Origin of the sequence: Nocardioides humilatus (genome assembly GCF_008373755.1) — a bacterium.
GTDB classification, from domain to species: Bacteria; Actinomycetota; Actinomycetes; order Propionibacteriales; family Nocardioidaceae; genus Nocardioides; species Nocardioides humilatus.
This window is the reverse complement of record NZ_VUJV01000006.1, coordinates 434,792-460,072: the sequence shown is the minus strand read 5'-3', so window position 1 is coordinate 460,072 and position 25,281 is coordinate 434,792. Positions and strand designations below refer to the sequence as shown.

The following is a 25,281-nucleotide window of genomic DNA, read 5'->3' as shown; positions in this document are numbered from 1 at the left end:
CATGGGCCGTTGGTTCCGAGGCCCGGCGCTGGCGCCCCCCCCACCTCCACCAGCGGCGAGGGTGACCCGCCGTTGGTTGAGGTGCGAGCGCAGCGAGCCCCGAAACCAAGGGATCCCTCAGGGGATTTCCGGATGCCCCGCAACCACAGATCGGGCAGGGTGGTGCCCATGACGATCGACTCCCCCCAGCCGACGCCGTCGCGAGCAGCCGCGCGCGCCGTCGACCTGCGCAAGGTCTACGGATCGGGCCAGTCGGAGGTGCACGCGCTCGACGGCGTCACCATCGACCTCCAGGCCGGCCAGTTCACCGCGATCATGGGGCCGTCGGGCTCCGGCAAGTCGACCTTGATGCACTGCCTCGCGGCCCTCGACACCCCGACGTCGGGCGCCATCGAGGTCGACGGCACGTCGCTGGCGGGACTCAACGACAAAGCGCTCACCGCACTTCGGCGCGAGCGGGTCGGCTTCGTGTTCCAGGCCTTCAACCTGATCCCCACGCTGACCGCCCGCGAGAACATCCTGCTGCCCCTCAACCTGGCCGGCCGCAAGCCCGACCAGGCGTGGTTCGACACGGTCATCGACGCGGTCGGGCTCCGTGACCGACTCAGCCACCGACCCAGCGAGATGTCGGGTGGCCAGCAGCAGCGCGTCGCGTGTGCCCGGGCGCTGGTCAGCAAGCCGTCGATCGTCTTCGCTGACGAGCCCACGGGCAACCTCGACAGCACGTCCGGCGCCGAGGTGCTCGGCTTCCTGCGGCGCAGCGTCGACGAGTTCGCCCAGACGGTCGTGATGGTGACGCACGACGCCGTGGCGGCGTCGTACTGCGATCGCGTGGTGTTCCTCGCCGACGGCCAGGTCGTCGACGAGATCGCCAACCCCGACAGGGAGCAGATCCTCGAGCACATGACGGCGCTCCAGGCCCGTCAGGCTGCCGGTGCGACTCCGGCGGGGAACGCCTGACGATGTTCAAGCTGACCCTGCGCAACCTGCTTGCGCGCAAGCTGCGCCTCGTCATGAGCGGGCTCTCGATCGTGCTCGGCGTGGCGTTCCTCTCGGGCGTGCTCGTCTTCAGCAACGGCCTCCAGACGACCTTCGACGGCATCATCAACGGCACCACTCCTGACGGCGTCGTCCGCGCCAAGGACTTCGCCGAGTTCGACGCCGGCTACTCGGGCACCCCGAAGAACGTCGTCACCCCTGAGGTCATCGCCGACCTCGCGGCGCTGCCGGAGGTCGCCCGCGCCGACGGCGACGTGGCCGGCTTCGGCATGAGCCTGCTCGCCTCCGACGGCACGCTCGTGGGCGGCACCGGGGCCCCGACGCTCGCGTTCAACTACCACGACGGCCCCAACATGGACGGCGACTCCGTCCTCGAGCTCGACAGCGGACGCTGGCCGGAGGCCACCGACGAGATCGTGCTCGACCAGGCGGCCGCGGACAACGGCGACTACAAGCTCGGCGACGAGGTCCAACTGCTCGCCCCCTACGGCGAGATCGAGCAGACCGCCACCCTGGTCGGCACCGCAGAGTTCAACGGTGGCGGCACAGCCGGAGCCACGCTCCTGATCTTCTCGACCGAAGGCGCCCAGCGTCTGTTCCTGGACGGCCAGGACGTCTTCAACCGGGTGAGCCTCACCGCGGCCGACGGCGTCTCCCAAGACGAGCTCGCCGATGCGGCGGCCACGGTGATCCCGGACGACTTCGAAGCGGTCACCGGCGACAAGGTCGCCGACGAGTCCCAGGCGGCCATCGGCGAGTTCTTGGGGATCATCAAGATCTTCCTGATCGTCTTCGCCGCGATCGCCGTGCTCGTCGGCGGCTTCATCATCCTCAACACCTTCTCGATCCTCGTGGCGCAACGGTCACGCGAGCTGGCACTCGTGCGCGCTCTCGGAGCCTCGCGTGAGCAGGTGACGAGATCGGTGCTGCTCGAAGCGCTGGTGCTGTCCTTCGTCGCCTCGACGATCGGCATCGGCCTGGGCTTGCTGCTCTCCCGAGGCCTGGCGGCTATCTTCCGAGCCATCGGTCTCGACATCGCGGGCAACGCCCTCGACCTGACCGTGCGCGCGGTCGCGATCAGCTACTTCGTCGGCGTCGTCGTCACGATGATCGCCGCCTACCTGCCGTCACGGCGCGCGGGACGCGTGGCCCCCGTGGCAGCGATGCGGGCCGAGGCCCCACACGCACCCGCCTCGATGGGGCGCCGCGCGTCCGTCGGGACCGCGCTCCTGGTCTTCGGCGGCGTCTTGGCGGTCTGGGGCGTGCTCGGCGCGCCGGGCCCCGACCCGCTCTGGGTGGGCGTCGGCGCGGTGGTCTGGATCATCACCGTCGCCGTGATCAGCCCGATCATCGGCAAGCCCGTGCTCGTGGGTTGCCGCGCGATCTTCGGGCGCCTCTTCGGCACATCGGGCCGGCTCGCCGGCGAGAACGCCCTGCGCGACCCCCGCCGCACCGGCGCGACCGCGTCGGCGCTCATGATCGGACTCGCCCTCGTCTCCACGATCGGCGTCCTCGCGGCTTCGATGAACAAGTCGATCGACGACCTCGTCGACGAGCAGTTCACCGCCGACTACCTGGTCCAGAGCGTCAACTTCGTGCCCTTCTCGACGAGCGTCGGTGACGACCTCGAGAAGGTCGACGGCGTGTCCGTGCTCAGCCGACAGCAGTACGTCGGGGCCAAGATCGACGGCGAGACCGAGTACGTCGCCGCCAACGACGCCGCGTTCAACAAGATCTACGACCTCGACGTCGTGGAAGGCACCGTCGACATCCACGGTGCGGAGGCCTTCGTCAACGAGGACTACGCCGAGCACATCGACGTGGGGCTCGGCGACCCGATCAAGCTCTCCTTCCCGGGCGGCAAGAAGCTCGAGCTGACCGTGGTCGGCATCATCAAGCCGTCCGAGGTGACGGCGTGGGTCAGCATTCCGCTCGACCAGATCGAGAAAGCCGGCCTAACCCGCCAGGACACCAGCATCAGCATCCTGACCGATGCCGGCGCCGACGCCGAGACGGTCAAGGACGACCTCGACGACGCAGCCTCTGAGGTACCGATCGTCGCCGTCTACGACAAGCAGGGCTTCAGCGACTCGATCAGCGACCAGGTCAACCAGCTGCTCTACATCATCTACGGCCTGCTCGCGCTCGCGATCGTGATCGCCGTCTTCGGCATCGTCAACACGCTCGGACTCAGCGTCATCGAGCGCACTCGTGAGGTCGGGCTGCTCCGCGCCATCGGGATGAGCCGGCGCAGGTTGCGCCGGATGATCACGCTGGAGTCCGTCGCGATCGCGCTGCTCGGCGCCGTGCTCGGCCTCGGGCTGGGGCTGGTCATCGGAGTCACCCTGCGCGAGACCCTCAAGGACGAGCTCAGCAGTCTCTCCCTGCCGATCACCCAGCTGGTGGTGTTCCTCGTGATCGCCGTCGTCGTCGGGGTCCTCGCCGCCGTACTTCCGTCGATCCGGGCCGCCCGGATGAACGTCCTGGACGCGATCGCCTCGGAATAGGCGGGATCAGGCGAGCGACACCAGGTCGGCGTACTCGATGTTCCAGAGGTCCTCGACCCCGTCCGGGAGGATCAGCACCCGGTCGGGCTCGAGGGCGTGCACGGCGCCCTCGTCGTGGGTCACCAGGATGATCGCGCCCTCGTAGGAGCGGATCGCGGCCAGGACCTCCTCGCGGGAGGCCGGGTCGAGGTTGTTGGTGGGCTCGTCGAGCAGCAGCACGTTGGCCTGGGAGACCACCAGGCTCGCGAGCGCGAGCCGGGTCTTCTCGCCGCCGGACAAGACACCCGCCGGCTTGTGGGCGTCCTCGCCGGAGAAGAGGAACGAGCCGAGCACCGAGCGCGCCTCGGTGTCGGTGAGCTGCGGCGCGGCCGACTGCATGTTCTCGAGCACCGTGCGGTTGACGTCGAGAGTCTCGTGCTCCTGGGCGTAGTAGCCCAGCTTGAGCCCGTGACCGGGCACGACCTCGCCGGTGTCGGCCTGGTCGACCCCACCCAGGATCCGCAGCAGGGTGGTCTTGCCGGCGCCGTTGAGGCCGAGGATCACGACGCGCGATCCCTTGTCGATCGCCAGGTCGACGTCGGTGAAGACTTCGAGCGAGCCGTAGGACTTCGAGAGCCCCTCGGCGGTCAGCGGCGTCTTGCCGCAGGCGGCGGGCTTCGGGAACGCGATCCGGGCCACCTTGTCGGACTGACGCTCTGCCTCGACGCCGGCCATCATCCGCTCGGCGCGCTTGAGCATCGACTGGGCGGCCTGGGCCTTGGTGGCCTTGGCGCGCATCTTGTTGGCCTGGTCGGTGAGCGTCTTGGCCTTCGCCTCAGCGTTGGTGCGCTCGCGCTTGCGCCGCTTCTCGTCGGTCTCGCGCTGCTGGAGATACGTCTTCCAGCCCATGTTGTAGGTGTCGATGGCGGCCCGGTTGGCGTCGAGGTGCAGCACCCGGTTGACCGTCGCCTCGAGCAGGTCGGTGTCGTGGCTGATCACCACGATCCCGCCGTTGTAGGCCTTGAGGAAGTCGCGCAGCCACACGATCGAGTCGGCGTCGAGGTGGTTGGTGGGCTCGTCGAGCAGCAGGGTGTCCGCGGAGGAGAACAGGATCCGGGCCAGCTCGACCCGGCGGCGCTGGCCACCGGAGAGAGTCTTCAGCTCCTGGCCGAGCAGCCGGTCGGTGATGCCGAGGCTGTGCGCGATCGTCGCGGCCTCCGACTCCGCGGCGTAGCCGCCGCCAGCATGGAGCTCGGCGTCGGCCCGCTCGTAGCGGCGCATCGCCTTCTCGCGAACGGCCACGTCGTCACTGCCCATGTCGATCTCAGCAGCACGCAGCCGCCGTACGACGTCGTCGAGGCCTCGAGCGGAGAGGATCCGCTCTCGGGCGAGCTGGTCGGGGTCTCCGGTGCGGGGGTCCTGCGGGAGGTAGCCGACCTCGCTGCCCGCGGTGACCGTGACCGACCCGGCGGCGGGCGGTGCCTCGCCGGCGAGGATCTTGGTGAGGGTCGTCTTCCCGGCGCCATTGCGGCCCACGAGGCCGACCTTGTCGCCGGACGCCACTCGGAAAGTGACGTCCTCCATGAGGAGCCGGGCACCGGCTCTGACCTCGAGCTGGTGAACCGTGATCATGACGTCGACCAGTCTCCCACGGTGCGGACACACCCGCCCAACCGGCGCGAGCCCCTAGGGTGCTGCCGTGGTGCGATTCAATCCGAAGGCTCGGCTCGACAGGTCTCGCGTCCGCGACGTCGGCGGCGGTGGCGGTGGCGGTGGGGGCCGTGGCATGCGCCTGCCGATCCCCGGTGGCATCGGCGGCAAGAGCGTCGGCGGCCTGGTCCTGGTGCTGGTCCTCTACGTCGTCGGGCAGTGGCTCGGCGTCGACCTCACCGGCGGCGGCACGTCCACCAACGGCGCCTACTCCCCCGCCCGACTCAGCGACGCGCAGGACACGGGTCGCTACGACGACTGCGAGACCGGCGAGGACGCCAACGACAACCAGGACTGCGCCCGGGTCGCCGTCGAGAACTCACTCACCGACTACTGGGACGACGAACTGGGGTCGAAGTTCCATCCCGAGGAGGCCCTCGTCACGTTCCGGGGCTCCGTCGACACCGGCTGCGGTGGCGCGACGTCCGACGTCGGCCCGTTCTACTGCCCACCCGACGAGACGATCTACCTCGACACCTCCTTCTTCGACGAGGTGCTGGAGCGTCAGCTCGGCGGGCCCGACGGCGGCTTCGTCGAGGACTACGTCATCGCCCACGAGTACGGCCACCACATCTCCAACCTGCTCGGCTTCATGGGCAAGGTCCGCACCCAGGAGACCGGCCCGACCTCGCCGGGCGTTCGCCTCGAACTCCAGGCCGACTGCTACGCCGGTCTGTGGGCCAACCACGCGACCCAGACCGAGGACGCTGACGGCAACGTGCTGCTCCTCGACCTGAGCCAGAAGGACATCGATCTCGCGCTCGAGGCCGCGGCCTCGGTCGGCGACGACTACATCCAGCGCAAGACGCAGGGTCAGGTCGACGCTGAGACGTGGACCCACGGGTCCTCCGACCAGCGCCGGCACTGGTTCATGGTCGGCTACGAGACCGGCGACCTGGACGCGTGCGACACGTTCTCCGCCTCCGAGGACGAGGTCCTCGGCGAGTAGCGGTCCTGGCCAGCGTGGTCAGAGCTGGAGCAGCGCCTCGATATGCGGGAACTGCCGCTGCAACGTGCGCAGGTGCGGCGCGACGGCAGGGTGACGGTACTTCGACGCCAGCGCCCCCTCCCCCTGGGCGGCGCGCGCCAAGGCCCACTCCGCACGGCTGAGAGCCGTGTAGACGGCGACCACCTGCGCACCGATCACGACCTGGTCGCGGTCCGCGTCGGGAAGGCCGAGGAGATAGGCGTCGAGCAGCGGCTCGAAGCCTTCGCGCGCTGACAACGAGAGATAGCCGAGGTCGCCCCCGACCGGCCCCGTGCCGAGGGTGCCCCAATCGATCGCGATCGCATCGTCCTCGACCCGGCCGGGCAGGTTGCTCGCCGTCGGGTCGCCGTGCTGCGGCACCTGCGGCAGCCCGTCGAGGAGGTCGAGCATCTGCTCGCGGTGGCGCCACAGGTGGTCGGCGACGTCGGCGACCGTGGTGCGGTCGAGCGTCGGCCATCCACCGTTGCGGGCCACCCGCTCCATCCGGTCCCGCATCAGGTGCCGGGCGAGGAACCGGGGCCGTGGCAGGTCCGATCCGGCGAACCGTCCTGAGCACAGCGCCAGGAACAGCCCGCTCGACGAGGCGTCCTCGACCCAGTCGCGCACGATCGTGATGCCGTCGGGGTCCTCCTCGACGGAGGCCGCCGACCCGCGGAGCCCCGCGGTGGCATCCGTGAGACCGGTGATGATCACGTCGGCCTCGCGCCGCCAGTAGCCGACGTGGGCCGGGTCCTCCAACGCCGAGGAGTCCCCTGGTTGCGGCGCGGAGAGTCGCTTCACGACCACCGGCCGACCCCCGAGCGCCGTACGCCACACACCGACGGTGGACGTCCCGGTGCCTCCGGGAAGCGCCACCCAGTCGGGCTCGGGCTGCCACATGGCTCGGACGCTAGCCGATGTCGCGCTCGGTGAAACGCCACCACGCCACGCCGAGGAGCGCGGCGGCCACGGCGAGGAGCCCGGCCTCGGCGCCCCAGTCCCAGCTCTCGGCGGGCACTTGCGGCACGTGGGAGTACGGCGACAGGTCGCCCAGCCACGACGGCAGCTCGAGCAGCTCGACGACCAGGGTGAAGACGAGGAAGGCCAGCGGAAGCCCCCACCCGACCACGGTCCACCCCGGTCGGAGCGAGAACCCGAGCAGAGCGAGCCCAGCCACGACCCACACGGCCGGCACCCAGGCGAGCGCGGCCGTGACCAGGTCGCCGATGTCGGGTCCTGACGTGGCGACGTAGCCGATCTCGAGGCCGACCCCGGTGACGAGCATCAGCCAGCCGGCCCCGACGAGCGCGACCAGGATCGTCGCGGCGAGCCACCGCGACCGCGACGTCGATGTCGCGAGGACCAGCTCGGTCCGTCCGGAGGCCTCGTCGCTGCTCGCGCGCGCCACGACAGAAACAGCGAAGTAGCTGATGACCACGGCGTTCATCGACAGCACCGCCGCGACCAGCAGGCCGCCGAGCTTGTCGATGAGGTCCTTGGCGACCCCCGAGTCGAGCAGGTCGCCCACTCCCGGCGCGATCATGCCGAACACCACGCCGAGCACGGCGACCGCGAGGGTCCACAGCGCGATCGCCGTACCGTGGACCTGCAGCGCGAGGGTCATCGCGTCAGCCAGGCGCGGCGACCCACGCGCAGGGCCGGGCCGAGCCGCGAGGAGCCCGGAGCCGAGGTCTCGACGGCTCCGCAGGAGGGCGGCCACGCCGACCAGCCCGGCTGTGAGCACCGGGTAGAGGGCGAGCACCCACCACCGCGGGTCGGCGTAGGCGCGGGCCTGGGTGTTCCAGCCGAGGGGTGAGCACCAGCTCACCCACCCCGGACCCGTGTCGCCGACGGCTCTGAGCATGAAGAACACGGCGATGGTGGCTGCCGCGAACGCGCCGCAGGTGCGGGCGCTCGCCGAGACCTGAGCCGCGACGGCGGCCACGCCCGCTGCCACCAGACCGGTCCCGGCCCAGACCGCGCCAAAGGCGAGGGAGCCTGCCACGTCCAGGCCCGCCGCCGTGTTGGCGATCGCTGTGAGCAGGCCGAGCACGGTTGCGAGCAGCACCGCCTCGACCGTGGCGGCAGCGAGCGGCGCCGACCGACCGACCGCACCCCCGCCCACCAGCTCGGTGCGCCCGGACTCCTCCTCCACCCGCGTGTGCCGGCGGACGAGGACGACGAAGAGGGCGGCGAGGAAGACGGCGTACAGCACCGTCATCTTGGTCATCGCCAGCTCACCTTCGCTGCGGACGTCGAGGATCGGGCCGTAGAGGGCGACGATCGCCGGGCTCCCGTTGATCGCCTCCGCCGCGTGGACGCGCGCCCCCTCGTCGGGGTAGAGGCCCGACGTCGCCGCGGCGGAGGCGAAGCAGAGGAGGACGAGAGCGGCGATCGACACCGCGGCCACCACCCGGTCCCGCCTCAGAGCGAGCCGGGTCAGCAGCGCGGTTCCGACGAGGGCGTTCGTCATCGGCCGGCCTGCGCGGGTTGCCGGTAGGCGTCGAGGAAGAGCTCCTCGAGGCTCGGCAGGGTGCTGGTGAGGGCGACGACGCCGGCCGTCGTCAGGGCGGCGAGGACAGTCGGCAGCGCATCGGGGTCGACCGTGCAGGTGACCCGGGAGCCGTCGACGGCGACGTCGTGGACGCCCGGCGTGCCGGCCAGCTCGGGGACGGCACCGGAGACCGTCGCGACCACCTTGCTGCGGTGGAGGTGGCGCAGCGACTCGAGCGTCCCGGACTCCACGGTGCGGCCCTCACGGATGATCGTGACCCGGTCGGCCAGTCGCTCCACCTCGCTGAGGATGTGGCTCGAGAGCAGCACGGTCGCGCCGCGCGCCGTGTGCTCGGCGACGCAATCGTTGAAGACCTGCTCCATCAGCGGGTCGAGACCCGACGTCGGTTCATCGAGCAGCAACAGGTCGGGGTCGGTGGCGAAGGCGGCGACCAGCGCGACCTTCTGCCGGTTGCCCTTGGAGTAGGCACGCGTCTTCTTCGTCGGGTCGAGAGCGAAGCGCTCGATGAGCTCGTCACGTCGCGCGGTCGTCGGGTCACCGTGGCGCATCCGGATGAGCAGGTCGACCGTCTCCCCGCCGCTCAGGTTGGGCCACAGGCTGACGTCGCCGGGCACGTAGGACAGCTGTCGGTGCAGCTCGGCCGCCTCGCGCCACGGATCGCCACCGAACAGCAGCACCTCGCCCGCGTCCTTGCGCAACAACCCGAGCAGCACTCTCAGCGTCGTCGACTTGCCCGCGCCGTTGGGGCCGAGGAAGCCGTGCACCTCCCCTGCAGTCACCTCGAGATCCAGGCCGTCGAGCGCGCGGAATGCGCCGAAGGTCTTGACCAGGCCACGGATCCGGATCACGGCATCGCTGCTCGTCACACCACGACCGTACCGACCCGAGCGACCTCGACATGGGAGGCTTTGGTCCATGCTGATCGGGACCGACGACCCCCTCCGGGCCGACGTGCTCCAGCTCCTCGAGGACCACCTCGTCGACATGTATGCCACGTCGCCGGCGGAGAGCGTCCACGCGCTCGACCCGACTGCTCTCACCGGGCCCGAGCTGACCTTCTGGACCCTCCGCGAAGACGGCACCCTCCTCGGGGCTGCGGCGTTGAAGGAGATCGACCCGACGCACGGCGAGGTGAAGTCGATGCGCACGGCCCCGGCCGCGCGCCGTCGCGGGGTCGCCGGTCGACTGCTCGACCACGTCGTCGCCGAGGCAGAGGCTCGGGGCTACCAGCGGCTCAGCCTCGAGACCGGCACGCAGGACTTCTTCGCCCCGGCACGTGAGCTCTACCGCTCGCGCGGCTTCGAATCGTGCGGTCCGTTCGAGGGCTACGTTGAGGATCCGCACAGCGCCTTCTTCACGAGACGGCTGTTTTAGCGAGCAAATCCCAGTAGTTTCGCCGCATGCGCTCCACTCGTACGGCGGCAGTCTCCGCCGCTCTGCTCAGTCTCACCTTCCTCGCCGGCTGCGGCGGTGGTGACGGTGACGACGACAAGAAGTCCGACGACAAGGTGACCGAAACCGTCACCCCCACCCCGTCCGAGACGCCGACGACCGAGGCCACCGCGCCGACGACCGACAGCTCCGCGACCCCGATGGACCCGACCGGCGACGTGACCCAGGAGCAGCTCGACGCAGCCCTGCTGACCGCCGAGGAGGTGGGGGCCGGCTTCGTGCTCGGCACCTACACCGACACCGACGACCCGCCGCTCTGCGACCCCGACGGAACGCCGCTCGACGAGCAGTTCCCGCCGCAGGTCACCGGCGGCGTCGAGCTGGACCACTCCGACGGCATCGCAGCGATCCAGGAGGAGCTCGCGATCTACGAGAGCGACGAGGCCGCCGCGACGGCCTTCGCCGCCGGCCTGGCCGGTCTCAACTGCACCGATGGCACGACCGGCGACGGCACCGCCGTCACGATCGGTGCGCCCCAGGACGTCACCGCCAACGTCGACACCACCGGCCTCGGCACCAGCACGGCCTACGAGATCACCAGCGAGTCGTTCCAGGGCGTCCTGATCGTGACCCTCGCGCACCGGGTGATCCTGGCGACCTCGTTCGCGGCCACTCCCGATGCCGACACGTCCGCGTTCCCCAACCCGATCGACGTGCAGGCCGCGGCCTTCGCGAAGGCCCTCGCCAACTGAGGTTCGGCTAGGCGTTCATCACCTCGACACGCACGGCCTGGGCGTCGCCGATGGCGGCGTCCAGGACCGCGCGTCGCGGGTCCGGGCAGGCGATCCAGGGCTCGACCACCGACAGACCTGCCAGTCGCGGGTCCTCCAGCACAGCGGTCACCGCGGCATGGTCACCGCCGGTGACGACCGGCCCGCTGAGCCCGGCGAGGATCCTCGCCGCGTGATCGGCGGCCGCGCCGTAAGCCTCACGCGCCTGGTTGTCCCGGCGACGGGCGAAGCGCTGCTGCGACTGGCCGCCCGCCTTGGTGCGCCCCTGCACGTGGCGCTGCCCGACCTTCGACTCCCCCAGCATGGGGCCCGCGAGCCGGGCGATGGCGAAGCCGCCCTTGCGGACGAGCAGGACGCCCCACTGGTCAGGGGGCTGCGCGGCGCCGGCGAAGGCCGCGGCATCGGGCGGGCCGTCGTACTCACTGGCGAAGGGGAGGCGCGCGAGGAACCAGGAGCCGTCCGAGGCCTCCCCGCGCAGGGCACCCTCGGTGACGCCGAGCGTCGTCTCGCCGTGGCGGTCCGCAAAGTTGGCGACCCACCGCTCGACGCGCACAGTCGGCACCTGGACGTGGTTCACACAGGTGACCGTAGCGGCGACCGCCACCTAGGCTCGTGCCGTGGCCCGCATGCGTGACCTCCGCGACGTCGACGCTGACTTCGTCGAGACGGCACCGTTCTCCTTCGCCAACAGCGTCGATCTCGCGATCACGCCCGATCAGCTGTTCGAGGTGTTCCTCAACGCCGAGGCGTGGCCTCAGTGGGTCAAGGCGCTCACCCAGGTGACCTGGACCAGCCCGCAGCCCTTCGGGCCCGGCACGACCCGCACCGTCCACCTGCGCGGCGGGATCGTCGGCGACGAGGAGTTCTTCACCTGGGACGCGCCGCGGCAGATCGCGTTCCGCTTCATCGCGAGCTCGAGCCGGCTCACGACCGCCTTTTCCGAGAGGTACGACGTCGAGCCGACCGCCGACGGCTGCCGGCTCACCTGGTCGGTCGGCATCGACGTGCCGCGCGCCCTCGCCCCGGTCGTGCGGCTCACCCACCCGCTCCTCGACCGGTTGCTCGCGAGCTTCCTGACACACCTGCGGCACTACACGGACAAGCACTACTCCGCGAACTAGAACTTGTTCTACTATCGACAGGTGACGGACATGCACCCCTGCCGCCTGGTCGACGCCGACTTCGTCGACACCGCGCGCTACCGCTACGCCAACAGCGTCGACCTCGCCATCACGCCTGAGCAGCTTTTCGAGGTGCTGGAGGACGCGTCGTCGTGGCCGAAGTGGGCGAAGGTGATCACCAACGTCACCTGGACCAGCCCCGAGCCGCGCGGCGTCGGCACCACCCGGACCGTCGACATGCGCGGCGGCCTCGTCGGCGACGAGGAGTTCCTCATCTGGGCGCCGCCCGCCCAGATGGCCTTCCGCTTCAACTCCTCCTCGGAGAAGACCGTGCAGGCGTTCGCCGAGCGCTACGACGTCGTACGCACCCCTGAGGGCTGCCGACTGACCTGGACGCTCGCCCTCGACGTCGCCGGCCCGTCGCGGTTCTTCATGCCGCTCGGCAAGCCCGTGATGAACCTGACGTTCCGGTGGTTCCTGAAGAAGCTGCGCCGCTACACCGACGAGAAGTACGCCGGAACCGATCGCTCCGCCACTGCGTCGTAACGGTCATGAGACTGCTCGCGCTCCTGGTGGTCGGCCCCGTCGCGCTCGTCGGCGCGCTGGTCGCTCCGTCGGCGGTGGCTGACACTCCCCCGCCGGCGCCGCACTACACCTACACCGGACAACCCTCCGACGTGTGGTTCGAGCGGCCCGACGACACGTTCCTGCGCCTGCGACCCTGGACCTACTGCTGGACCTCCCCGGTCCACGACGGCGAGCAGGTCATGACCTGCGCCGACGGCATCCCACCGGCACCTGAGCACCAACGCCGGATCACCAGTGGGCAGTCGATCCGCTTCTGGTTCGGCCGCCCGGGATGGCGCTTCCGTGGCTCCGAGCACATGTCGAGCGTGCGACACCCCGACGACGACACCTGCACGGTCAAGCCCGTGATCAACCGCAAACGGCCGCACTGGTTCCGCCTGGTCCGACCCGAGCGGCCCGGCATCTACGAGGTCGTCCTCTTCGGCGACGGCCCCGAGGGCGACGTCTTCGTCAGCTTCAAGTGGCGCGTCGGGAAGTACGACTCCCCCGCCGCCTGCTGACCCCTCGCGAAGTGTCGCTCTTGCGCGCACGAAGTGTCAGTCTTGCGTGCGCGAAGTGTCAGTCTTGGTTGTCCGAAGTGTCAGTCTTGCGAGCGCGAAGTGTCAGTCTTGGTTGTCACCGGATCCGACATCTCGACCAACCAACCGTGACACTTCGTGCGCTCAACCCTGACACTTCGTGCCACCAAGAGTGACACTTCGGCGGGAGATCAGACGTTGAAGCCGAGGGCGCGCAGCTGCTCGCGGCCGTCGTCGGTGATCTTGTCGGGGCCCCACGGCGGCATCCAGACCCAGTTGATCGCGACGTCGTTGACCAGGCCCTCGAGCGCGGACTCCGTCTGGTCGGTGATCACGTCGGTGAGCGGGCAGGCCGCCGAGGTGAGCGTCATGTCGAGCACGACGTTGGAGCTGTCATCGAGGTGGACGCCGTAGACGAGGCCGAGGTCGACCACGTTGATGCCGAGCTCGGGATCGACGACGTCCTTCATCGCCTCCGTGACGTCATCGACGGTCGTCGTACCGACGGCACCCGTCGCTCCAGCGGCCTCGGGGACCTCGGGGAGGTCACCATGGTCGATCTGGCTGCGCTCGGTCTGCTCAGTCATTGCTTCCTCCGGCTTGGACGGTGGCGTCTTTCCACGCCATCCACGACAACAGTGCGCACTTCACGCGCGCAGGGAACTTCGCGACGCCGGCGAAGGCGATCGCGTCCTCGAGCACTTCCTCGTCGGGCTCCACGGTGCCCTTGCCCTGCATGAGGGCCAAGAACTCCTCGTGGATCTCCATCGCCTCGGCGACCGGCTTGCCCACGACGAGGTCGTAGAGCACCGACGCCGACGCCTGCGAGATCGAGCACCCCACGGCGGCGTAGGACACGTCCTCGACCACTCCGTCAGCGACGTGGACCCGCAGGGTCACCTCGTCGCCACACGTGGGGTTGACGTGGTGCACCTCGGCCTCGAACTCCTCACGGAGTCCCTTGCCGTGGGGGTTCTTGTAGTGGTCGAGGATGATCTCCTGATAGAGGGCATCCAGGTCTTGCGCAGTCATCACGAACCCAACTTGAAGTACGACCGGGTGTATTCCAGGGCCTCGACGAGCGCATCGATCTCCCCCGGCGTCGTGTAGAGGTACGACGACATGCGGGTCGAGCTCTGCACGCCGTAGCGAGCGTGCGCGGGCTTCGCGCAGTGGTGGCCAGCACGTACGGCGACGCCCCGGGAGTCGAGCACCTGGGCGATGTCGTGCGGGTGCACGCCGTCGAGCTCGAAGGAGATCGCGCCTCCGCGCTGGGTGGCGTCCGTCGGCCCGAGCACGGTCAGGCCAGGCACGGTGGCCAGCCCCTCGAGTGCGTAGCCCGTGATCGCCTGCTCGTGCGCGTGCACGGCGTCGAGCCCGAGGTGGCCGAGGTATTCGACCGCGGCACCGAGCCCGACGGCCTCGACGATCGGCGGCGTGCCGGCCTCGAAGCGGTGGGGGGCCTTGGCGTAGGTCGAGCGCGCCATCGTGACGGTCTCGATCATCTCGCCACCGCCGTGGAAGGGCGGCAGCTCGTTGAGCAGCTCTTCGCGGCCCCACAGCACGCCGATGCCCGTCGGACCGCAGACCTTGTGTCCGGTGAAGACCAGGAAGTCGCACACGACCGCCTGCACGTCGACCACCAGCTGCGGTGCCGCCTGCGAGGCGTCGATCACCGACACGGCACCCGCGGCCTTCGCGCGCGCCGCCAGGTCGGCCACCGGGTTGATCGTGCCCAGCATGTTGGAGACCCACGTGAACGCGACGACCTTGGTGTTGTCGTCGACCAGCTGGTCGGCGTTGCTCAGGTCGAGCTGTCCGTCGTCGGTCAGGCCGAACCAGCGCAGCTCCGCACCCGAGCGCTCGCACGCGAGCTGCCACGACACGATGTTGGAGTGGTGCTCCATCTCCGTGATCACGACGTTGTCGCCCGGGCCGAGCTCGATCGTCCGAGCCAGCAGGTTGAGCGCCTCGGTGGCGTTCTTGGTGAAGATGACCTCGTTGCGCGAACGAGCGTTGAGGAACCGCGCCACCTTGTCGCGGGCTTCCTCGAACGCCGCCGTCGACTCGGCGCCGAGCTGGTGCATGGCGCGGGCGATGTTGGCGTTGTGGCGCTCGAGATGGTCGACCATCGCGTCGATCACCACCTGCGGCTTCTGCGAGGTGTTGGCGCTGTCGAGGTAGACCAGCGGCTGTCCACCCGCGAGCACGCGCTCGAGGATCGGGAAGTCCTTGCGGACCACCTCGAGCTCGGGCAGCAGTCCCGGGAGACGGAGCCCCGACGACGTGGTCATCGTCAGACCTTCGACCCGAGGTACTTCTCGTAGCCGTTGGCCTCGAGCTCGTCAGCCAGCTCCGGACCACCCTCGTCGGCGACCTTGCCGTCGACGAAGACGTGGACGTAGTCGGGCTTGATGTAGCGCAGGATCCGCGTGTAGTGCGTGATCAGCAGGACACCCTTGTTGTCGCGCTCGCGGAACCGGTTGACGCCCTCGGAGACGACCTTCAGCGCGTCGATGTCGAGGCCTGAGTCGGTCTCGTCGAGGATCGCGACCTTCGGGTCGAGCAGGTCGAGCTGGGCGATCTCGTGGCGCTTCTTCTCGCCACCGGAGAAGCCCTCGTTGACCGAGCGCGAGGAGAACGTCGAGTCGAGGTTCATCAGGTCCAGGGCGCCGTTGACGTCCTTGACCCAGGTGCGCAGCTTCGGCGCCTCACCGCTGATCGCCGTCTTGGCGGTCCGCAGGAAGTTCGACACCGAGACGCCGGGCACCTCGACGGGGTACTGCATGGCCAGGAACAGGCCGGCGCGAGCGCGCTCGTCGACCGACATCTCCAGCACGTCCTCGCCGTCGAGCGTCACGGTGCCGCCGGTGACCTCGTAGCGCGGGTGACCGGCGATCGAGTAGGCCAGCGTGGACTTGCCCGAGCCGTTGGGGCCCATGATCGCGTGGGTCTCGCCGTCCTTGATGGTCAGCGTGACGCCCTTGAGGATCTCCTTGGGGCCGTCCTCGGTGTTGACCGAGACGTGCAGGTCCTTGATCTCCAGGGTGCTCATGCGGGGGTGACTCCGTTCACGGTGGTGGTGACGTCGACGTAGAGGTCGTCTCCACGGATCTCGACAGGGAAGGTGGCGACCGCCTCGGTCGCCGGGAAGTGGGTGGGCTTGCCGGTGCGCAGCTCGAAGCACGAGCCGTGCAGCCAGCACTCGACCGCGCCGTTGGCGACCTCGCCCTCCGAGAGGGAGACGGACGCGTGCGAGCACAGGTCCTGCAGCGCGAAGTACTCGTCGCCGTCCTTGGCGATCGCGACGTCGTACTCGCCGATCGTGACGGCGAGCGCCTCGTCAGCGGGTACGTCGGCCAGCGCGCAGGCGCGCTCGAAGGTCATGCGAGTTCCTTGAGGACGTTCTTGGCCAGCTCCGCCTCGACCGTGGCAGCGAGCTGCTCTTCGAGCTCGGGCACGCCGATCTTGCGGATCAGGTCGTTGAAGAAGCCGTGGACGACCAGGCGCTGCGCCTCCTGCTCGGAGATGCCTCGCGAGCGGAGGTAGAAGAGCTGCTCGTCGTCGAAGCGCGCGGTCGCCGACGCGTGACCGGCACCGGCGATCTCGCCGGTCTCGATCTCGAGGTTGGGAACGGAGTCGGCGTGGCACCCCTCGGTGAGGACCAGGTTGCGGTTCTCCTCGTAGGTCTCGATGCCTTCGGCCACCTTGCGGATCAAGACGTTGCCGATCCAGACGGTGTGCGCCTTCTCGCCCTGCAGCGCGCCCTTGTAGACCACGTGGCTCTTGGTCTTGGGGGCGGTGTGGTCGACGAAGAGCCGGTGCTCGATGTGCTGGCCGGCGTCGGCGAAGTAGAGGCCGAGCATCTCGACCGAGCCGCCGGGGCCGGAGTATTCGGCGGTGGTGTCGTGACGGACGACGTCACCACCGATGGTGATGTCGACGTGCTTGAACTCCGCGTCGCGGCCTACCCGGATGTGCCGGTGACCGACGTGAACGGCGTCGTCGGCCCAGTCGTCGATGCTGACCAGGGTCAGCTTGGCGCCGTCCTCGACGACGACCTCGACGTTGTCGGCCAGCGTCATCGCGCCCTCGAACCGCACGATGACGGTGGCGCTGCTGAACCGCTCCGCACGGATCACCGCGTGGGTAGCGGTCGCCTCGTCGGTGCCGGTGCCCTTGAGGGTGACGAACACGGGGCGGTCGAGCTCGGTCTCGGCCGGGATGGTGACCGCAAGGGTCTCGCCCGCCTCAGCCAGCGCACGCGCCGCGATCCGGTCCCACGGCACGAGGCCGCTGACGCCCTTCAGCGAGCCGTCCGTGATGCGCTCGACCTGGACGCCCTCGGGCGCCTCGATCGAGGCGTCGTAGGACGTCCCGGAGAGCGGTACGTCGAGGTGCAGGCCCTTGAGTCGCTTGAGCGGCGTGAACCGCCAGATCTCCTCACGGCCGGTGGGCACCGGGTGGTCGTCCACGTTGAACGACCCTTCCGGGTGCAGGTGGGAATCCACCCGGTCGACCTCGAGAGCTCCTTCGACCGGTGTTGCAACTGCCGACATCAGCCGACGGCTCCTTCCATCTGCAGCTCGATGAGCCGGTTGAGTTCCAGGGCGTACTCCATCGGGAGCTCCTTGGCGATCGGCTCGACGAAACCGCGCACGATCATGGCCATCGCCTCGTCCTGCTCCATGCCGCGTGACATGAGGTAGAAGAGCTGGTCGTCGGAGACCTTCGAGACCGAGGCCTCGTGACCCATCGACACGTCGTCCTCGCGGATGTCGACGTAGGGGTAGGTGTCGGACCGGCTGATCTGGTCGACGAGCAGTGCGTCGCACAGCACGTTGGACTTCGAGCCGTGCGCACCCTCGTTGATCTGGATCAGACCGCGGTACGACGTCCGGCCACCGCCGCGCGCGACCGACTTGGACAGGATCGAGCTCGACGTGTTGGGCGCCGCGTGCACCATCTTGGCGCCGGCGTCCTGGTGCTGGCCCTCGCCCGCGAACGCGATCGAGAGCGTCTCGCCCTTGGCGTGCTCGCCCATCAGGTAGATGGCGGGGTACTTCATCGTCACCTTGGAGCCGATGTTGCCGTCGACCCACTCCATCGTCGCGCCGGCCTCGCAGACCGCGCGCTTGGTGACGAGGTTGTAGACGTTGTTGGACCAGTTCTGGATGGTCGTGTAGCGGCAGCGGCCGCCCTTCTTCACGATGATCTCGACGACCGCGGAGTGCAGCGAGTCCGACGAGTAGATCGGCGCGGTGCAGCCTTCGACGTAGTGAACGTAGGCGTCCTCGTCGACGATGATCAGCGTGCGCTCGAACTGGCCCATGTTCTCGGTGTTGATCCGGAAGTAGGCCTGGAGCGGGATGTCGACGTGGACACCCTTCGGCACGTAGATGAAGGAGCCACCCGACCACACCGAGGTGTTGAGCGCGGCGAACTTGTTGTCGCCGACCGGGATCACGGTGCCGAAGTACTCCTGGAACAGCTCCGGCTGCTCCTTGAGCGCCGTGTCGGTGTCGAGGAAGAGCACGCCCTGGGCCTCGAGGTCCTCACGGATCGAGTGGTAGACGACCTCGGACTCGTACTGCGCGGCGACGCCGGAGACCAGGCGCTGCTTCTCCGCCTCCGGGATGCCGAGCTTGTCGTAGGTGTTCTTGATGTCCTCGGGGAGGTCATCCCAGGTCGCAGCCTGCTTCTCCGAGGAGCGCACGAAGTACTTGATGTTGTCGAAGTCGATCGCCGACAGGTCCGAACCCCACGTCGGCATCGGCTTGCGGTCGAAGAGCTTGAGGCCCTTCAGCCGGAGGTCGAGCATCCACTGCGGCTCGGACTTCAGCGCGGAGATGTTGCGGACGACCTCCTCGCTGAGGCCACGCTTGGCGTCAGCGCCGACGTCGTTCTTGTCGGACCAGCCGAACTCGTAGCGACCGATGCCCTTGAGCTCCGGGTTGAGGTCCTCGATGGAGGTCATGAGGTGACCTGCTCCTTCTTGTTGGACTTGTTGGGGATGCACGTGGTGCAGACGCCGTCGCCGTGGGCGATCGTCGCCAGACGTTGTACGTGGGTGCCGAGGACCCGGCTGATCGCCGCCGTCTCGGCCTCGCACAGCTGGGGGAACTCGTGGGCCACGTGGGACACCGGGCAGTGCTGCTGGCACAGCTGCTCACCGACGACCGGCAGCTCGCGGACCGACGCCGCGTAGCCCTCGGCGGTGAACACGAGCGCCAGCACCTCGGCCGGGGTCGCCTCGGGATGGGCGGCGGCCACGATCGGGAACCGCTCCTCGATGAAGCTGGCCCGCCGCTCCGCGAACGCCTTGACCGCGTCGGGACCGGCCGTCTCAGCGAGGAACCGAAGCGCCTCGTTGGCCAGGTCGTCGTATTGCTGGTCAAAGCCGTCGCGACCGTGCTCGGTCAGTGCGAACACCTTCGCCGGACGTCCGCGCCCGCGAGAACCGATCTGACGAGGGTCACGAGCCTCGACCGCGCCCTCCTCCAGGAGGTGCTCGAGGTGGCGCCGTACGGCAGCCGGTGTCAGGTCGAGACGCTCACCGAGAGCCGCCGCCGTGGAGGGTCCGTTGACCAGGATCGAACGCACGACGCGCTGCCGCGTCGGCTGATCCAGGTCGGTGGCCACGTTTTCCACAACACAAGTGTGACGTTAATGCTTCCCGACCTTCAAGCAAGGTCACCCTAAGTAGCGTTCAGGGGCGCGTGTGGCGCAGCCAGGCGAGGCCAGCGAAGGGCAGGACGAGCGGCAGGAAGCCGTAGCCCTGGCCGAAGTGGGACCACACCGTCTTGTCGGGGAAGAGGGCCGTCGCGGCGTAGCTGAGCGCACCGACGGACAGCACTCCGAGCAGTTCTACGCTCACCGCGACCGCAGCGACCCGCCACCCGGTCACCCCGCCGAGCAGCAACGACGTCGTCGCCACCAGGTAGACGGCCGCGGCCAGCAGCGACAGGGAGTAGGCCAGCGGAGCCTTGTCGAACTCGGTGCTGACCTGCAGCACGGAGCGACCCGTGGCCGCGACCGCGAAGACGCCGTAGGCGAAGACGAGCGCGCGGCCCCAGCCGACAGCCAGCGCGCCACTCTCGCGGGTGCCGAACTCGCTCACACGGCCCCCGCCCAGATCGCGTCGAGCCGTACCTCGAGCGCAGCGACGGTCAGCACCGCCAGCAGCAGTACGGCGGTCCCGGCCCGGTTGCGCTCGGCGAGGGACCAGAAGGCGCCGATCGGCAACGCGCAGAGGTTGCCGATCAGGTAGCTCACGAAGAGCGCTCCGGAAACGTCACGGTCGGTCTGGGCCAGCGCGACGCACCCGGCGACGAGCTGACCGATCAGGACGAGCTCGATGACCCCGAGCAGGACGAACATGCCGTCCTCGACCACACGGTCGCGGATCAGGTGGACGACGAGGAGGATCCCCGCCACCCCCGACAGCACCAGCACGGCACCGAGGACCCAGCCATTCACGGCGCTCAGAGTAGTCAGCACCTCATCTGATAACCGCAGTTGGGACCACCCGCGACTCTGCGCGAGAATGCGGCCGCTGCATTGCATGACCGCTTCACCTGGGGGTGTAACCACATGACCGACGCCGACGTCGCCGTCCTGCTCGCCGACCTTGCCGCTGGCGACCGCGCTGCTGAGTTCTCCGTGGTCCAAGGCACCTGGGACGAGCGGCGCGAGGATCCGAGTGCCGCTGCCCTCCACCCGTGGCTCGACGCGGCCGGAGTCGGCCGGCTCCCCCGCGAGCAGCGCGCCGAGGCGCTCGCGACCCGGTCGCTGCGCGCCACCACCTGGGCGGTCGCGATCGGCCGGCCCGTGCTTCCCCGCGACGCCCTGCTGGTTGCCGCGTGGCTGCGCCACCAAGGCATCGATGCCTCGCTCGCCGCGGTGATCCGGCGCGCCGTCAGTGCCATGCCCGCCGTCGAGGGCACCTGCGACGCCGGCTACGACGCCCTCCTCCGCGCTGTGCTCCACGCGCATTACGACGGCGACGACTTCCCTGACGAGGAGCTGGCCCTCCTCGTGCTCGACTACGCAGCGGTCCATGAGCGCATCGAGCTGGCGCGCGCCCATCTCGACGACAGCGACAACACGACCCTGCGTCCGCTGCTGGCCGACCTCGACCAGTGGGGTCCCGCGGTGGCCCCTCACCTGGGCGACTGCCTGCTCGATGCCGTCGACGCCTCGACCGTCACCTACGTCGCCGGCGAGGCCGGCGACTGGACCGCTCCGGGCGTCCGCGCCGCCCTCCGCGCCCGGTTCGTCGAGCGGCGCTCCGAGGCGGTGTTCGCGGCGGTGAAGGCGATCGAGGGCCGCCAGCCCGCGATCGCGGCCGGCGCGCAGGCGTTCCTCACCCAGGACGTCAAGGCGAGCTCGCTGACCCGCGTCCGGTCCGCATGGGACCGCCCCGAGCGCGACCGCCTCGACGCCGCCCTGCGCCACGGCCCCCGTCGCGGGCGAGGTGCCCGCGTCGGACGGGCCCGCACGGCTCCGTAGACTGCAGCCCGTGTCGCCCGCCGTCGAGATCGCCGATCTCCGCATGACCTACGGCGGGAAGGCGGCCGTCAACGGCCTTTCGCTCGAGGTCGCTTCCCACACGATCACGGCCGTGCTGGGCCCCAACGGGGCCGGCAAGACCACCACGCTCGAGACCTGCGAGGGCTACCGCCGCCCGCACGAGGGTTCGGTCCGGGTGCTCGGGCTCGACCCGTTCGCCGACCGCAAGGCCCTCATGCCACGCATCGGCGTGATGCTGCAGGCCGGCGGCGCCTGGAGCGGAGTCCGCGCCGACGAGATGCTCCGTCACGTCGCCCGGCTCCACGCCCGTCCGCTCGACACCGGTCTGCTCATGGAGCGGCTCGCCCTGCACGAGTGCGGGCGGACGCCGTACCGCCGGCTCTCCGGGGGTCAGCAGCAGCGCCTCGGACTCGCGATGGCGCTCGTCGGCCGCCCCGAGCTCGTCTTCGTCGACGAGCCCACCGCCGGGCTCGACCCCCAGATCCGCCGCACGGTGTGGGAGCTCCTCGAGGAGCTGCGCGGCGACGGCGTGACCGTGGTGCTCACCACCCACTACCTGGAGGAGGCCGAGCGCCTCGCCGACCAGGTCCACATCCTCGACAAGGGCCGCCTGGTCGCCAGCGGGTCGCCGCTCGAGCTGACCCGCGGCGGCACCGTGGCGACCATCCGGCTCGTCGTTACCCAGCCGTTCCCCCCGGGGGCGCCTCAGGCACTGGCCGACGCCCTCGGGTCCTCGACCGAGCTGATCGTGCTCGACCCGCTGAGCCTCCAGGTCTCCGGACCCGCCGACGGGTCGACGCTCGCCGTCGTCTCCCGGTGGTGCGAGCAGCACGGCGTGCTCCCGGAGTCGCTGACCCTCGGCCAGCGCAACCTCGAGGACGTCTTCCTCGAGCTGACCGGCCGCGAGACCGGAGGAGTGAACGGATGACGACGGGCACGTTCACCCCGGCCCCGGGAGCAGCCCCGCTCCCCCGCCAGGTCCTCGCGCAGACGGCCATGGAGGCCAAGCTCATGCTGCGCAACGGCGAGCAGCTGCTGCTCGCCGTGGTGATCCCGCTGATCGTCCTCGTGGGCGCCGTGAAGGGCGCCTCGCGGCTCGACCTGCAGTCGCAGCACACCTCCGTCGACGTGCTCGCCCCCGGCGTGCTGGCGCTCGCGGTCATGTCGACTGCCTTCACCTCACTGGCGATCGCGACCGGCTTCGAGCGGCGCTACGGCGTCCTCAAGCGCCTCGGCACCGCTCCCCTGTCCCGCGGCGCGCTCCTCGGCGGCAAGATCGGCGCACTGCTGTGCGTCGAGGTGCTGCAGTTCCTCGTGATCGGCACGGCAGGACTGATGTTGGGGTGGTCGCCGAGCATCTCCGTGGTCGGCCTGCTGCCGACCGTCCTGCTCGGCACTGCGGCGTTCGCGGGCCTGGGCATGCTGCTCGCCGGCACCCTGCGCGCCGAGGCGACCCTGGCGGCCGCCAACCTGGTCTACCTCCTGCTCATGGCGGGCGGCGCCGTCGTACTCCCTGCTGAGGCGTACGGCGGCCTGGGCGATGTCGTCTCCTGGCTCCCCTCGGGCGCCCTGGGCGAGGCCATGCGCGCGGCGTGCGAGGGTTCGGTCCCTGGTCGCGAGCTCGCGGTGCTCGCGGCATGGGCGCTCGGCGGCGGAGTCGCGGCAGCCCGGTGGTTCAAGTGGGAGTGAGCACGCCCGTGCCGGTCGCCACGCAGCCGTCGGTGCTCCTGGTCCGCCTGGGTTGGGCCAACCTGATCGCCAACATCGGCATCGTCATCACCGGCGCCGCGGTGCGCCTCACCGGCTCCGGGCTCGGTTGTCCGACCTGGCCACGCTGCACCGACGAGTCCTACGTGGTCCACCAGGAGCTCGGCATCAACGGGGCCATCGAGTTCGGCAACCGGATGCTCACCTTCGTGCTCGTCGTGATCGCGGTCGCGTGCTGGGTGGCCGCGCTTCAGCAGGTCCGCAGCGACCGCGCCGGAGCGGATCGGCGTCCGCTCGCCCTCGCGACCGTCATCGCCCTCGGCATCCCCGCTCAGGCCGTCATCGGCGGGATCACGGTCCGCACCGACCTCAACCCCTGGGTCGTGTCGCTCCACCTGGTCGTCTCACTGACGATCATCGGAGTCTGCGTCGCTCTGGTCGACCACCTCGTCGGGCGCCCTCGCGCCTGGGCGACGTCGCGGTCTCGTCGCGCCGCTCTCCTGACGCTCGGCCTCGGGACCGTCGTGCTCTATCTCGGCACCATCGTGACGGGCTCCGGCCCGCACAGCGGCGACCTCGAGGCCCGGCGCACCGGTCTCGACCCCGCCACCATGTCCCACGTCCACGCGTGGGTGGTCTACGCCTTGGTGGCTGCGACCGTGCTGACCCTGGTCCTGGCCCGCCGTGACGGCAACGTCCCGCTCTTCGTTGCGGCGCGCACGCTGCTCGCGATCGAGCTGCTCCAGGGCGCGATCGGCTTCACGCAGTACTTCCTCGACCTCCCGGTCGCCCTGGTTCTGCTGCACATGCTCGGCGCGGCACTCACCGCGGCGTCGCTGGCGTGGGTCGTGCTCTCGACCCGCGCCCGTCGTACGAACTAGCGCAGCAGCGGGTCGATCGCGACCGCCACGAACAGCAGCGACAGGTAGAGGTTGCTGCTGTGGAACAGGTGCATCGGGCGGATCACCGAGAGGTCCTCGGTGCCGCGCGCGCGGCGCTCGAGCTGGTGGGCCTGAAGGAGGAACACCGCGCCGAGGACGGCGGCGGCGATCGGGTAGATCAGGCCGGTGTCGGCCACCGGCCACAGGACGAGGCTCGTGGCCACCATGACCCAGCTGTAGACGACGATCTGGACCGCGACGTTGTGGGCCGAGCGCACGACGGGAAGCATCGGCACGTCGACCTGCTTGTAGTCGTCGCGGTAGCGCAGGGCGAGCGCCCAGGTGTGCGGCGGCGTCCAGAAGAAGACGACCGCGAAGAGGACGATCGGCGCCCAGGCGAGCTCGCCGGTGACCGCGGTCCAGCCGATGAGGGCGGGGAAGCAGCCGGCGATGCCGCCCCAGACGATGTTCTGGGTGGTCCGACGCTTGAGCAGCATCGTGTAGCCGAAGACGTAGAAGGCGTTGGCTCCCACGGAGAGTGCCGCGGAGAGCTCGTTGACCCACGCCCAGAGGATGACCGTGGACAGCACGCCGAGGACGAAGCCGAAGATCAGCGCGGCCCGGGGCGTGACGATGTGGCGCGGCAGCGCCCGGCGCCGGGTGCGGCGCATCTGCTCGTCGATGTCGCGGTCATAGACGCAGTTGAAGACCGAGGCGGAGCCCGCCGAGAGGGCACCTCCGACGACGGTCGCGGCGACGAGCCGCAGGCTCGGCACCCCGCCGGCGGCGAAGAACATCACCGGGACGGTGGTCAGCAGCAGGAGCTCGATGACTCGCGGCTTGGTGAGCCCGACGTAGGCCATCACGATGTCGCGCGCGGACGCGCGCTCGACGAGGTCGCCCTGTTCGACGACGCCGTTGACTCCGACGACCAGCCGCTCGGCTGGGCGATCAGGTTCGACGGTCGTCACGGAGTACCTCACAAGAGCGGTCAGAGCAGCCTGAGTGTACCGATCTTCCGGGCCGGTTCCGCCATCCGGCCCGGCACCGGCTGCGTCCCCCGTGGAGTCCCCG

At 69.8% G+C, this 25,281-nt stretch carries 28 protein-coding genes; 12 read left to right on the top strand and 16 right to left on the bottom strand.

The features are described 5' to 3' along the window. The first annotated feature begins 168 nt into the window (after nucleotides 1-168). Entirely contained in the window at nucleotides 169-960 is a 792-nt protein-coding gene (locus F0U44_RS18420) for an ABC transporter ATP-binding protein (RefSeq protein ID WP_149729810.1), read from the top strand. Nucleotides 961-962: 2 nt separating this feature from the next. Then, nucleotides 963-3,506, top strand: coding sequence for an ABC transporter permease (locus tag F0U44_RS18415; protein WP_149729809.1), 2,544 nt, complete (start codon nucleotides 963-965; stop codon nucleotides 3,504-3,506). A gap of 6 nt (nucleotides 3,507-3,512) precedes the next feature. Here the strand turns inward: F0U44_RS18415 and F0U44_RS18410 are convergent, their stop codons facing one another. After that, on the bottom strand, nucleotides 3,513-5,117 hold the full coding sequence (locus F0U44_RS18410) for an ABC-F family ATP-binding cassette domain-containing protein (protein ID WP_149729808.1): 1,605 nt from the start codon (nucleotides 5,115-5,117) through the stop codon (nucleotides 3,513-3,515). A gap of 67 nt (nucleotides 5,118-5,184) precedes the next feature. Between F0U44_RS18410 and ypfJ the strand changes: the two genes are divergently transcribed. Continuing rightward, nucleotides 5,185-6,144: a KPN_02809 family neutral zinc metallopeptidase gene (gene ypfJ, locus F0U44_RS18405; protein ID WP_246160618.1), complete on the top strand. Its 960-nt coding sequence runs from the start codon at nucleotides 5,185-5,187 to the stop codon at nucleotides 6,142-6,144. 18 nt (nucleotides 6,145-6,162) lie between these two features. Here the strand turns inward: ypfJ and F0U44_RS18400 are convergent, their stop codons facing one another. Genes F0U44_RS18400 through F0U44_RS18390 form a run of 3 tightly spaced genes read right to left on the bottom strand, consistent with a single transcriptional unit; the run spans nucleotide 6,163 to nucleotide 9,543 of the window. Beyond that, nucleotides 6,163-7,062 carry a phosphotransferase family protein gene (locus F0U44_RS18400; protein WP_149729807.1) on the bottom strand — a complete coding sequence of 300 codons (900 nt, stop codon included), beginning with the start codon at nucleotides 7,060-7,062 and terminating at the stop codon, nucleotides 6,163-6,165. 10 nt (nucleotides 7,063-7,072) lie between these two features. Next, nucleotides 7,073-8,635, bottom strand: a complete 1,563-nt coding sequence (locus tag F0U44_RS18395) for an ABC transporter permease (RefSeq protein ID WP_149729806.1) — start codon at nucleotides 8,633-8,635, stop codon at nucleotides 7,073-7,075. Then, nucleotides 8,632-9,543 carry an ABC transporter ATP-binding protein gene (locus F0U44_RS18390; RefSeq protein ID WP_246160616.1) on the bottom strand — a complete coding sequence of 304 codons (912 nt, stop codon included), beginning with the start codon at nucleotides 9,541-9,543 and terminating at the stop codon, nucleotides 8,632-8,634. The genes F0U44_RS18395 and F0U44_RS18390 overlap by 4 nt, the downstream gene beginning before the upstream one ends. 49 nt (nucleotides 9,544-9,592) lie before the next feature. Here F0U44_RS18390 and F0U44_RS18385 point away from each other — a divergent pair, with 49 nt between their 5' ends. After that, nucleotides 9,593-10,051, top strand: coding sequence for a GNAT family N-acetyltransferase (locus F0U44_RS18385; protein ID WP_149729804.1), 459 nt, complete (start codon nucleotides 9,593-9,595; stop codon nucleotides 10,049-10,051). Between the two features lie 26 nt (nucleotides 10,052-10,077). Continuing rightward, a complete protein-coding gene (locus F0U44_RS18380; RefSeq protein WP_149729803.1) occupies nucleotides 10,078-10,821 on the top strand; it encodes a hypothetical protein in 744 nt (247 codons plus the stop codon). A 7-nt stretch (nucleotides 10,822-10,828) separates the two neighbouring features. Here the strand turns inward: F0U44_RS18380 and F0U44_RS18375 are convergent, their stop codons facing one another. Further along, nucleotides 10,829-11,437 carry an acVLRF1 family peptidyl-tRNA hydrolase gene (locus tag F0U44_RS18375; protein WP_149729802.1) on the bottom strand — a complete coding sequence of 203 codons (609 nt, stop codon included), beginning with the start codon at nucleotides 11,435-11,437 and terminating at the stop codon, nucleotides 10,829-10,831. 49 nt (nucleotides 11,438-11,486) lie between these two features. Here F0U44_RS18375 and F0U44_RS18370 point away from each other — a divergent pair, with 49 nt between their 5' ends. The 3 genes from F0U44_RS18370 to F0U44_RS18360 are packed head-to-tail and all read left to right on the top strand — an operon-like array spanning nucleotide 11,487 to nucleotide 13,069. Further along, on the top strand, nucleotides 11,487-11,981 hold the full coding sequence (locus F0U44_RS18370) for an SRPBCC family protein (RefSeq protein ID WP_149729846.1): 495 nt from the start codon (nucleotides 11,487-11,489) through the stop codon (nucleotides 11,979-11,981). 30 nt (nucleotides 11,982-12,011) lie between these two features. Next, nucleotides 12,012-12,527, top strand: a complete 516-nt coding sequence (locus F0U44_RS18365; protein ID WP_149729845.1) for an SRPBCC family protein — start codon at nucleotides 12,012-12,014, stop codon at nucleotides 12,525-12,527. A gap of 5 nt (nucleotides 12,528-12,532) precedes the next feature. Continuing rightward, on the top strand, nucleotides 12,533-13,069 hold the full coding sequence (locus F0U44_RS18360; RefSeq protein ID WP_149729801.1) for a hypothetical protein: 537 nt from the start codon (nucleotides 12,533-12,535) through the stop codon (nucleotides 13,067-13,069). 209 nt (nucleotides 13,070-13,278) lie between these two features. On the opposite strand, the gene F0U44_RS18355 is transcribed toward F0U44_RS18360, so the two are convergent. The 10 genes from F0U44_RS18355 to F0U44_RS18310 are packed head-to-tail and all read right to left on the bottom strand — an operon-like array spanning nucleotide 13,279 to nucleotide 20,566. Beyond that, nucleotides 13,279-13,674, bottom strand: a complete 396-nt coding sequence (locus tag F0U44_RS18355) for a metal-sulfur cluster assembly factor (protein ID WP_149729800.1) — start codon at nucleotides 13,672-13,674, stop codon at nucleotides 13,279-13,281. Beyond that, on the bottom strand, nucleotides 13,667-14,119 hold the full coding sequence (gene sufU / locus F0U44_RS18350) for a Fe-S cluster assembly sulfur transfer protein SufU (protein WP_149729799.1): 453 nt from the start codon (nucleotides 14,117-14,119) through the stop codon (nucleotides 13,667-13,669). Before sufU ends, F0U44_RS18355 begins: the two co-directional genes overlap by 8 nt. Continuing rightward, nucleotides 14,119-15,381, bottom strand: coding sequence for a SufS family cysteine desulfurase (locus F0U44_RS18345; protein ID WP_149729798.1), 1,263 nt, complete (start codon nucleotides 15,379-15,381; stop codon nucleotides 14,119-14,121). The genes sufU and F0U44_RS18345 overlap by 1 nt, the downstream gene beginning before the upstream one ends. 2 nt (nucleotides 15,382-15,383) lie before the next feature. Beyond that, complete coding sequence (gene sufC / locus F0U44_RS18340; protein WP_149729797.1) at nucleotides 15,384-16,142, bottom strand: Fe-S cluster assembly ATPase SufC; 759 nt, start codon at nucleotides 16,140-16,142, stop codon at nucleotides 15,384-15,386. After that, nucleotides 16,139-16,474 carry a non-heme iron oxygenase ferredoxin subunit gene (locus tag F0U44_RS18335; protein ID WP_149729796.1) on the bottom strand — a complete coding sequence of 112 codons (336 nt, stop codon included), beginning with the start codon at nucleotides 16,472-16,474 and terminating at the stop codon, nucleotides 16,139-16,141. The genes sufC and F0U44_RS18335 overlap by 4 nt, the downstream gene beginning before the upstream one ends. After that, nucleotides 16,471-17,646 carry a Fe-S cluster assembly protein SufD gene (gene sufD / locus F0U44_RS18330; protein ID WP_149729795.1) on the bottom strand — a complete coding sequence of 392 codons (1,176 nt, stop codon included), beginning with the start codon at nucleotides 17,644-17,646 and terminating at the stop codon, nucleotides 16,471-16,473. Before sufD ends, F0U44_RS18335 begins: the two co-directional genes overlap by 4 nt. Continuing rightward, nucleotides 17,646-19,064: a Fe-S cluster assembly protein SufB gene (sufB, locus tag F0U44_RS18325; protein WP_149729794.1), complete on the bottom strand. Its 1,419-nt coding sequence runs from the start codon at nucleotides 19,062-19,064 to the stop codon at nucleotides 17,646-17,648. Before sufB ends, sufD begins: the two co-directional genes overlap by 1 nt. Further along, nucleotides 19,061-19,738, bottom strand: a complete 678-nt coding sequence (locus tag F0U44_RS18320) for a helix-turn-helix transcriptional regulator (RefSeq protein WP_149729793.1) — start codon at nucleotides 19,736-19,738, stop codon at nucleotides 19,061-19,063. The genes sufB and F0U44_RS18320 overlap by 4 nt, the downstream gene beginning before the upstream one ends. Before the next feature lie 58 nt (nucleotides 19,739-19,796). Then, nucleotides 19,797-20,207, bottom strand: coding sequence for a hypothetical protein (locus tag F0U44_RS18315; protein ID WP_149729792.1), 411 nt, complete (start codon nucleotides 20,205-20,207; stop codon nucleotides 19,797-19,799). Continuing rightward, entirely contained in the window at nucleotides 20,204-20,566 is a 363-nt protein-coding gene (locus F0U44_RS18310; RefSeq protein WP_149729791.1) for a hypothetical protein, read from the bottom strand. Before F0U44_RS18310 ends, F0U44_RS18315 begins: the two co-directional genes overlap by 4 nt. Nucleotides 20,567-20,680: 114 nt before the next feature. Here F0U44_RS18310 and F0U44_RS18305 point away from each other — a divergent pair, with 114 nt between their 5' ends. Genes F0U44_RS18305 through F0U44_RS18290 form a run of 4 tightly spaced genes read left to right on the top strand, consistent with a single transcriptional unit; the run spans nucleotide 20,681 to nucleotide 24,207 of the window. Next, nucleotides 20,681-21,598, top strand: a complete 918-nt coding sequence (locus F0U44_RS18305; RefSeq protein ID WP_149729790.1) for a hypothetical protein — start codon at nucleotides 20,681-20,683, stop codon at nucleotides 21,596-21,598. A gap of 10 nt (nucleotides 21,599-21,608) precedes the next feature. Continuing rightward, on the top strand, nucleotides 21,609-22,547 hold the full coding sequence (locus F0U44_RS18300; RefSeq protein ID WP_246160615.1) for an ABC transporter ATP-binding protein: 939 nt from the start codon (nucleotides 21,609-21,611) through the stop codon (nucleotides 22,545-22,547). Next, nucleotides 22,544-23,308, top strand: a complete 765-nt coding sequence (locus F0U44_RS18295) for an ABC transporter permease (protein WP_149729789.1) — start codon at nucleotides 22,544-22,546, stop codon at nucleotides 23,306-23,308. Before F0U44_RS18300 ends, F0U44_RS18295 begins: the two co-directional genes overlap by 4 nt. Beyond that, a complete protein-coding gene (locus F0U44_RS18290; RefSeq protein ID WP_246160613.1) occupies nucleotides 23,305-24,207 on the top strand; it encodes a COX15/CtaA family protein in 903 nt (300 codons plus the stop codon). The genes F0U44_RS18295 and F0U44_RS18290 overlap by 4 nt, the downstream gene beginning before the upstream one ends. On the opposite strand, the gene F0U44_RS18285 is transcribed toward F0U44_RS18290, so the two are convergent. Continuing rightward, nucleotides 24,204-25,178 (bottom strand): heme o synthase, encoded by a 975-nt coding sequence (locus tag F0U44_RS18285; RefSeq protein ID WP_438616518.1) that lies wholly within the window; start codon nucleotides 25,176-25,178, stop codon nucleotides 24,204-24,206. The two genes, F0U44_RS18290 and F0U44_RS18285, sit on opposite strands and share 4 nt — an antisense overlap. Between the last annotated feature and the right edge of the window lie 103 nt (nucleotides 25,179-25,281).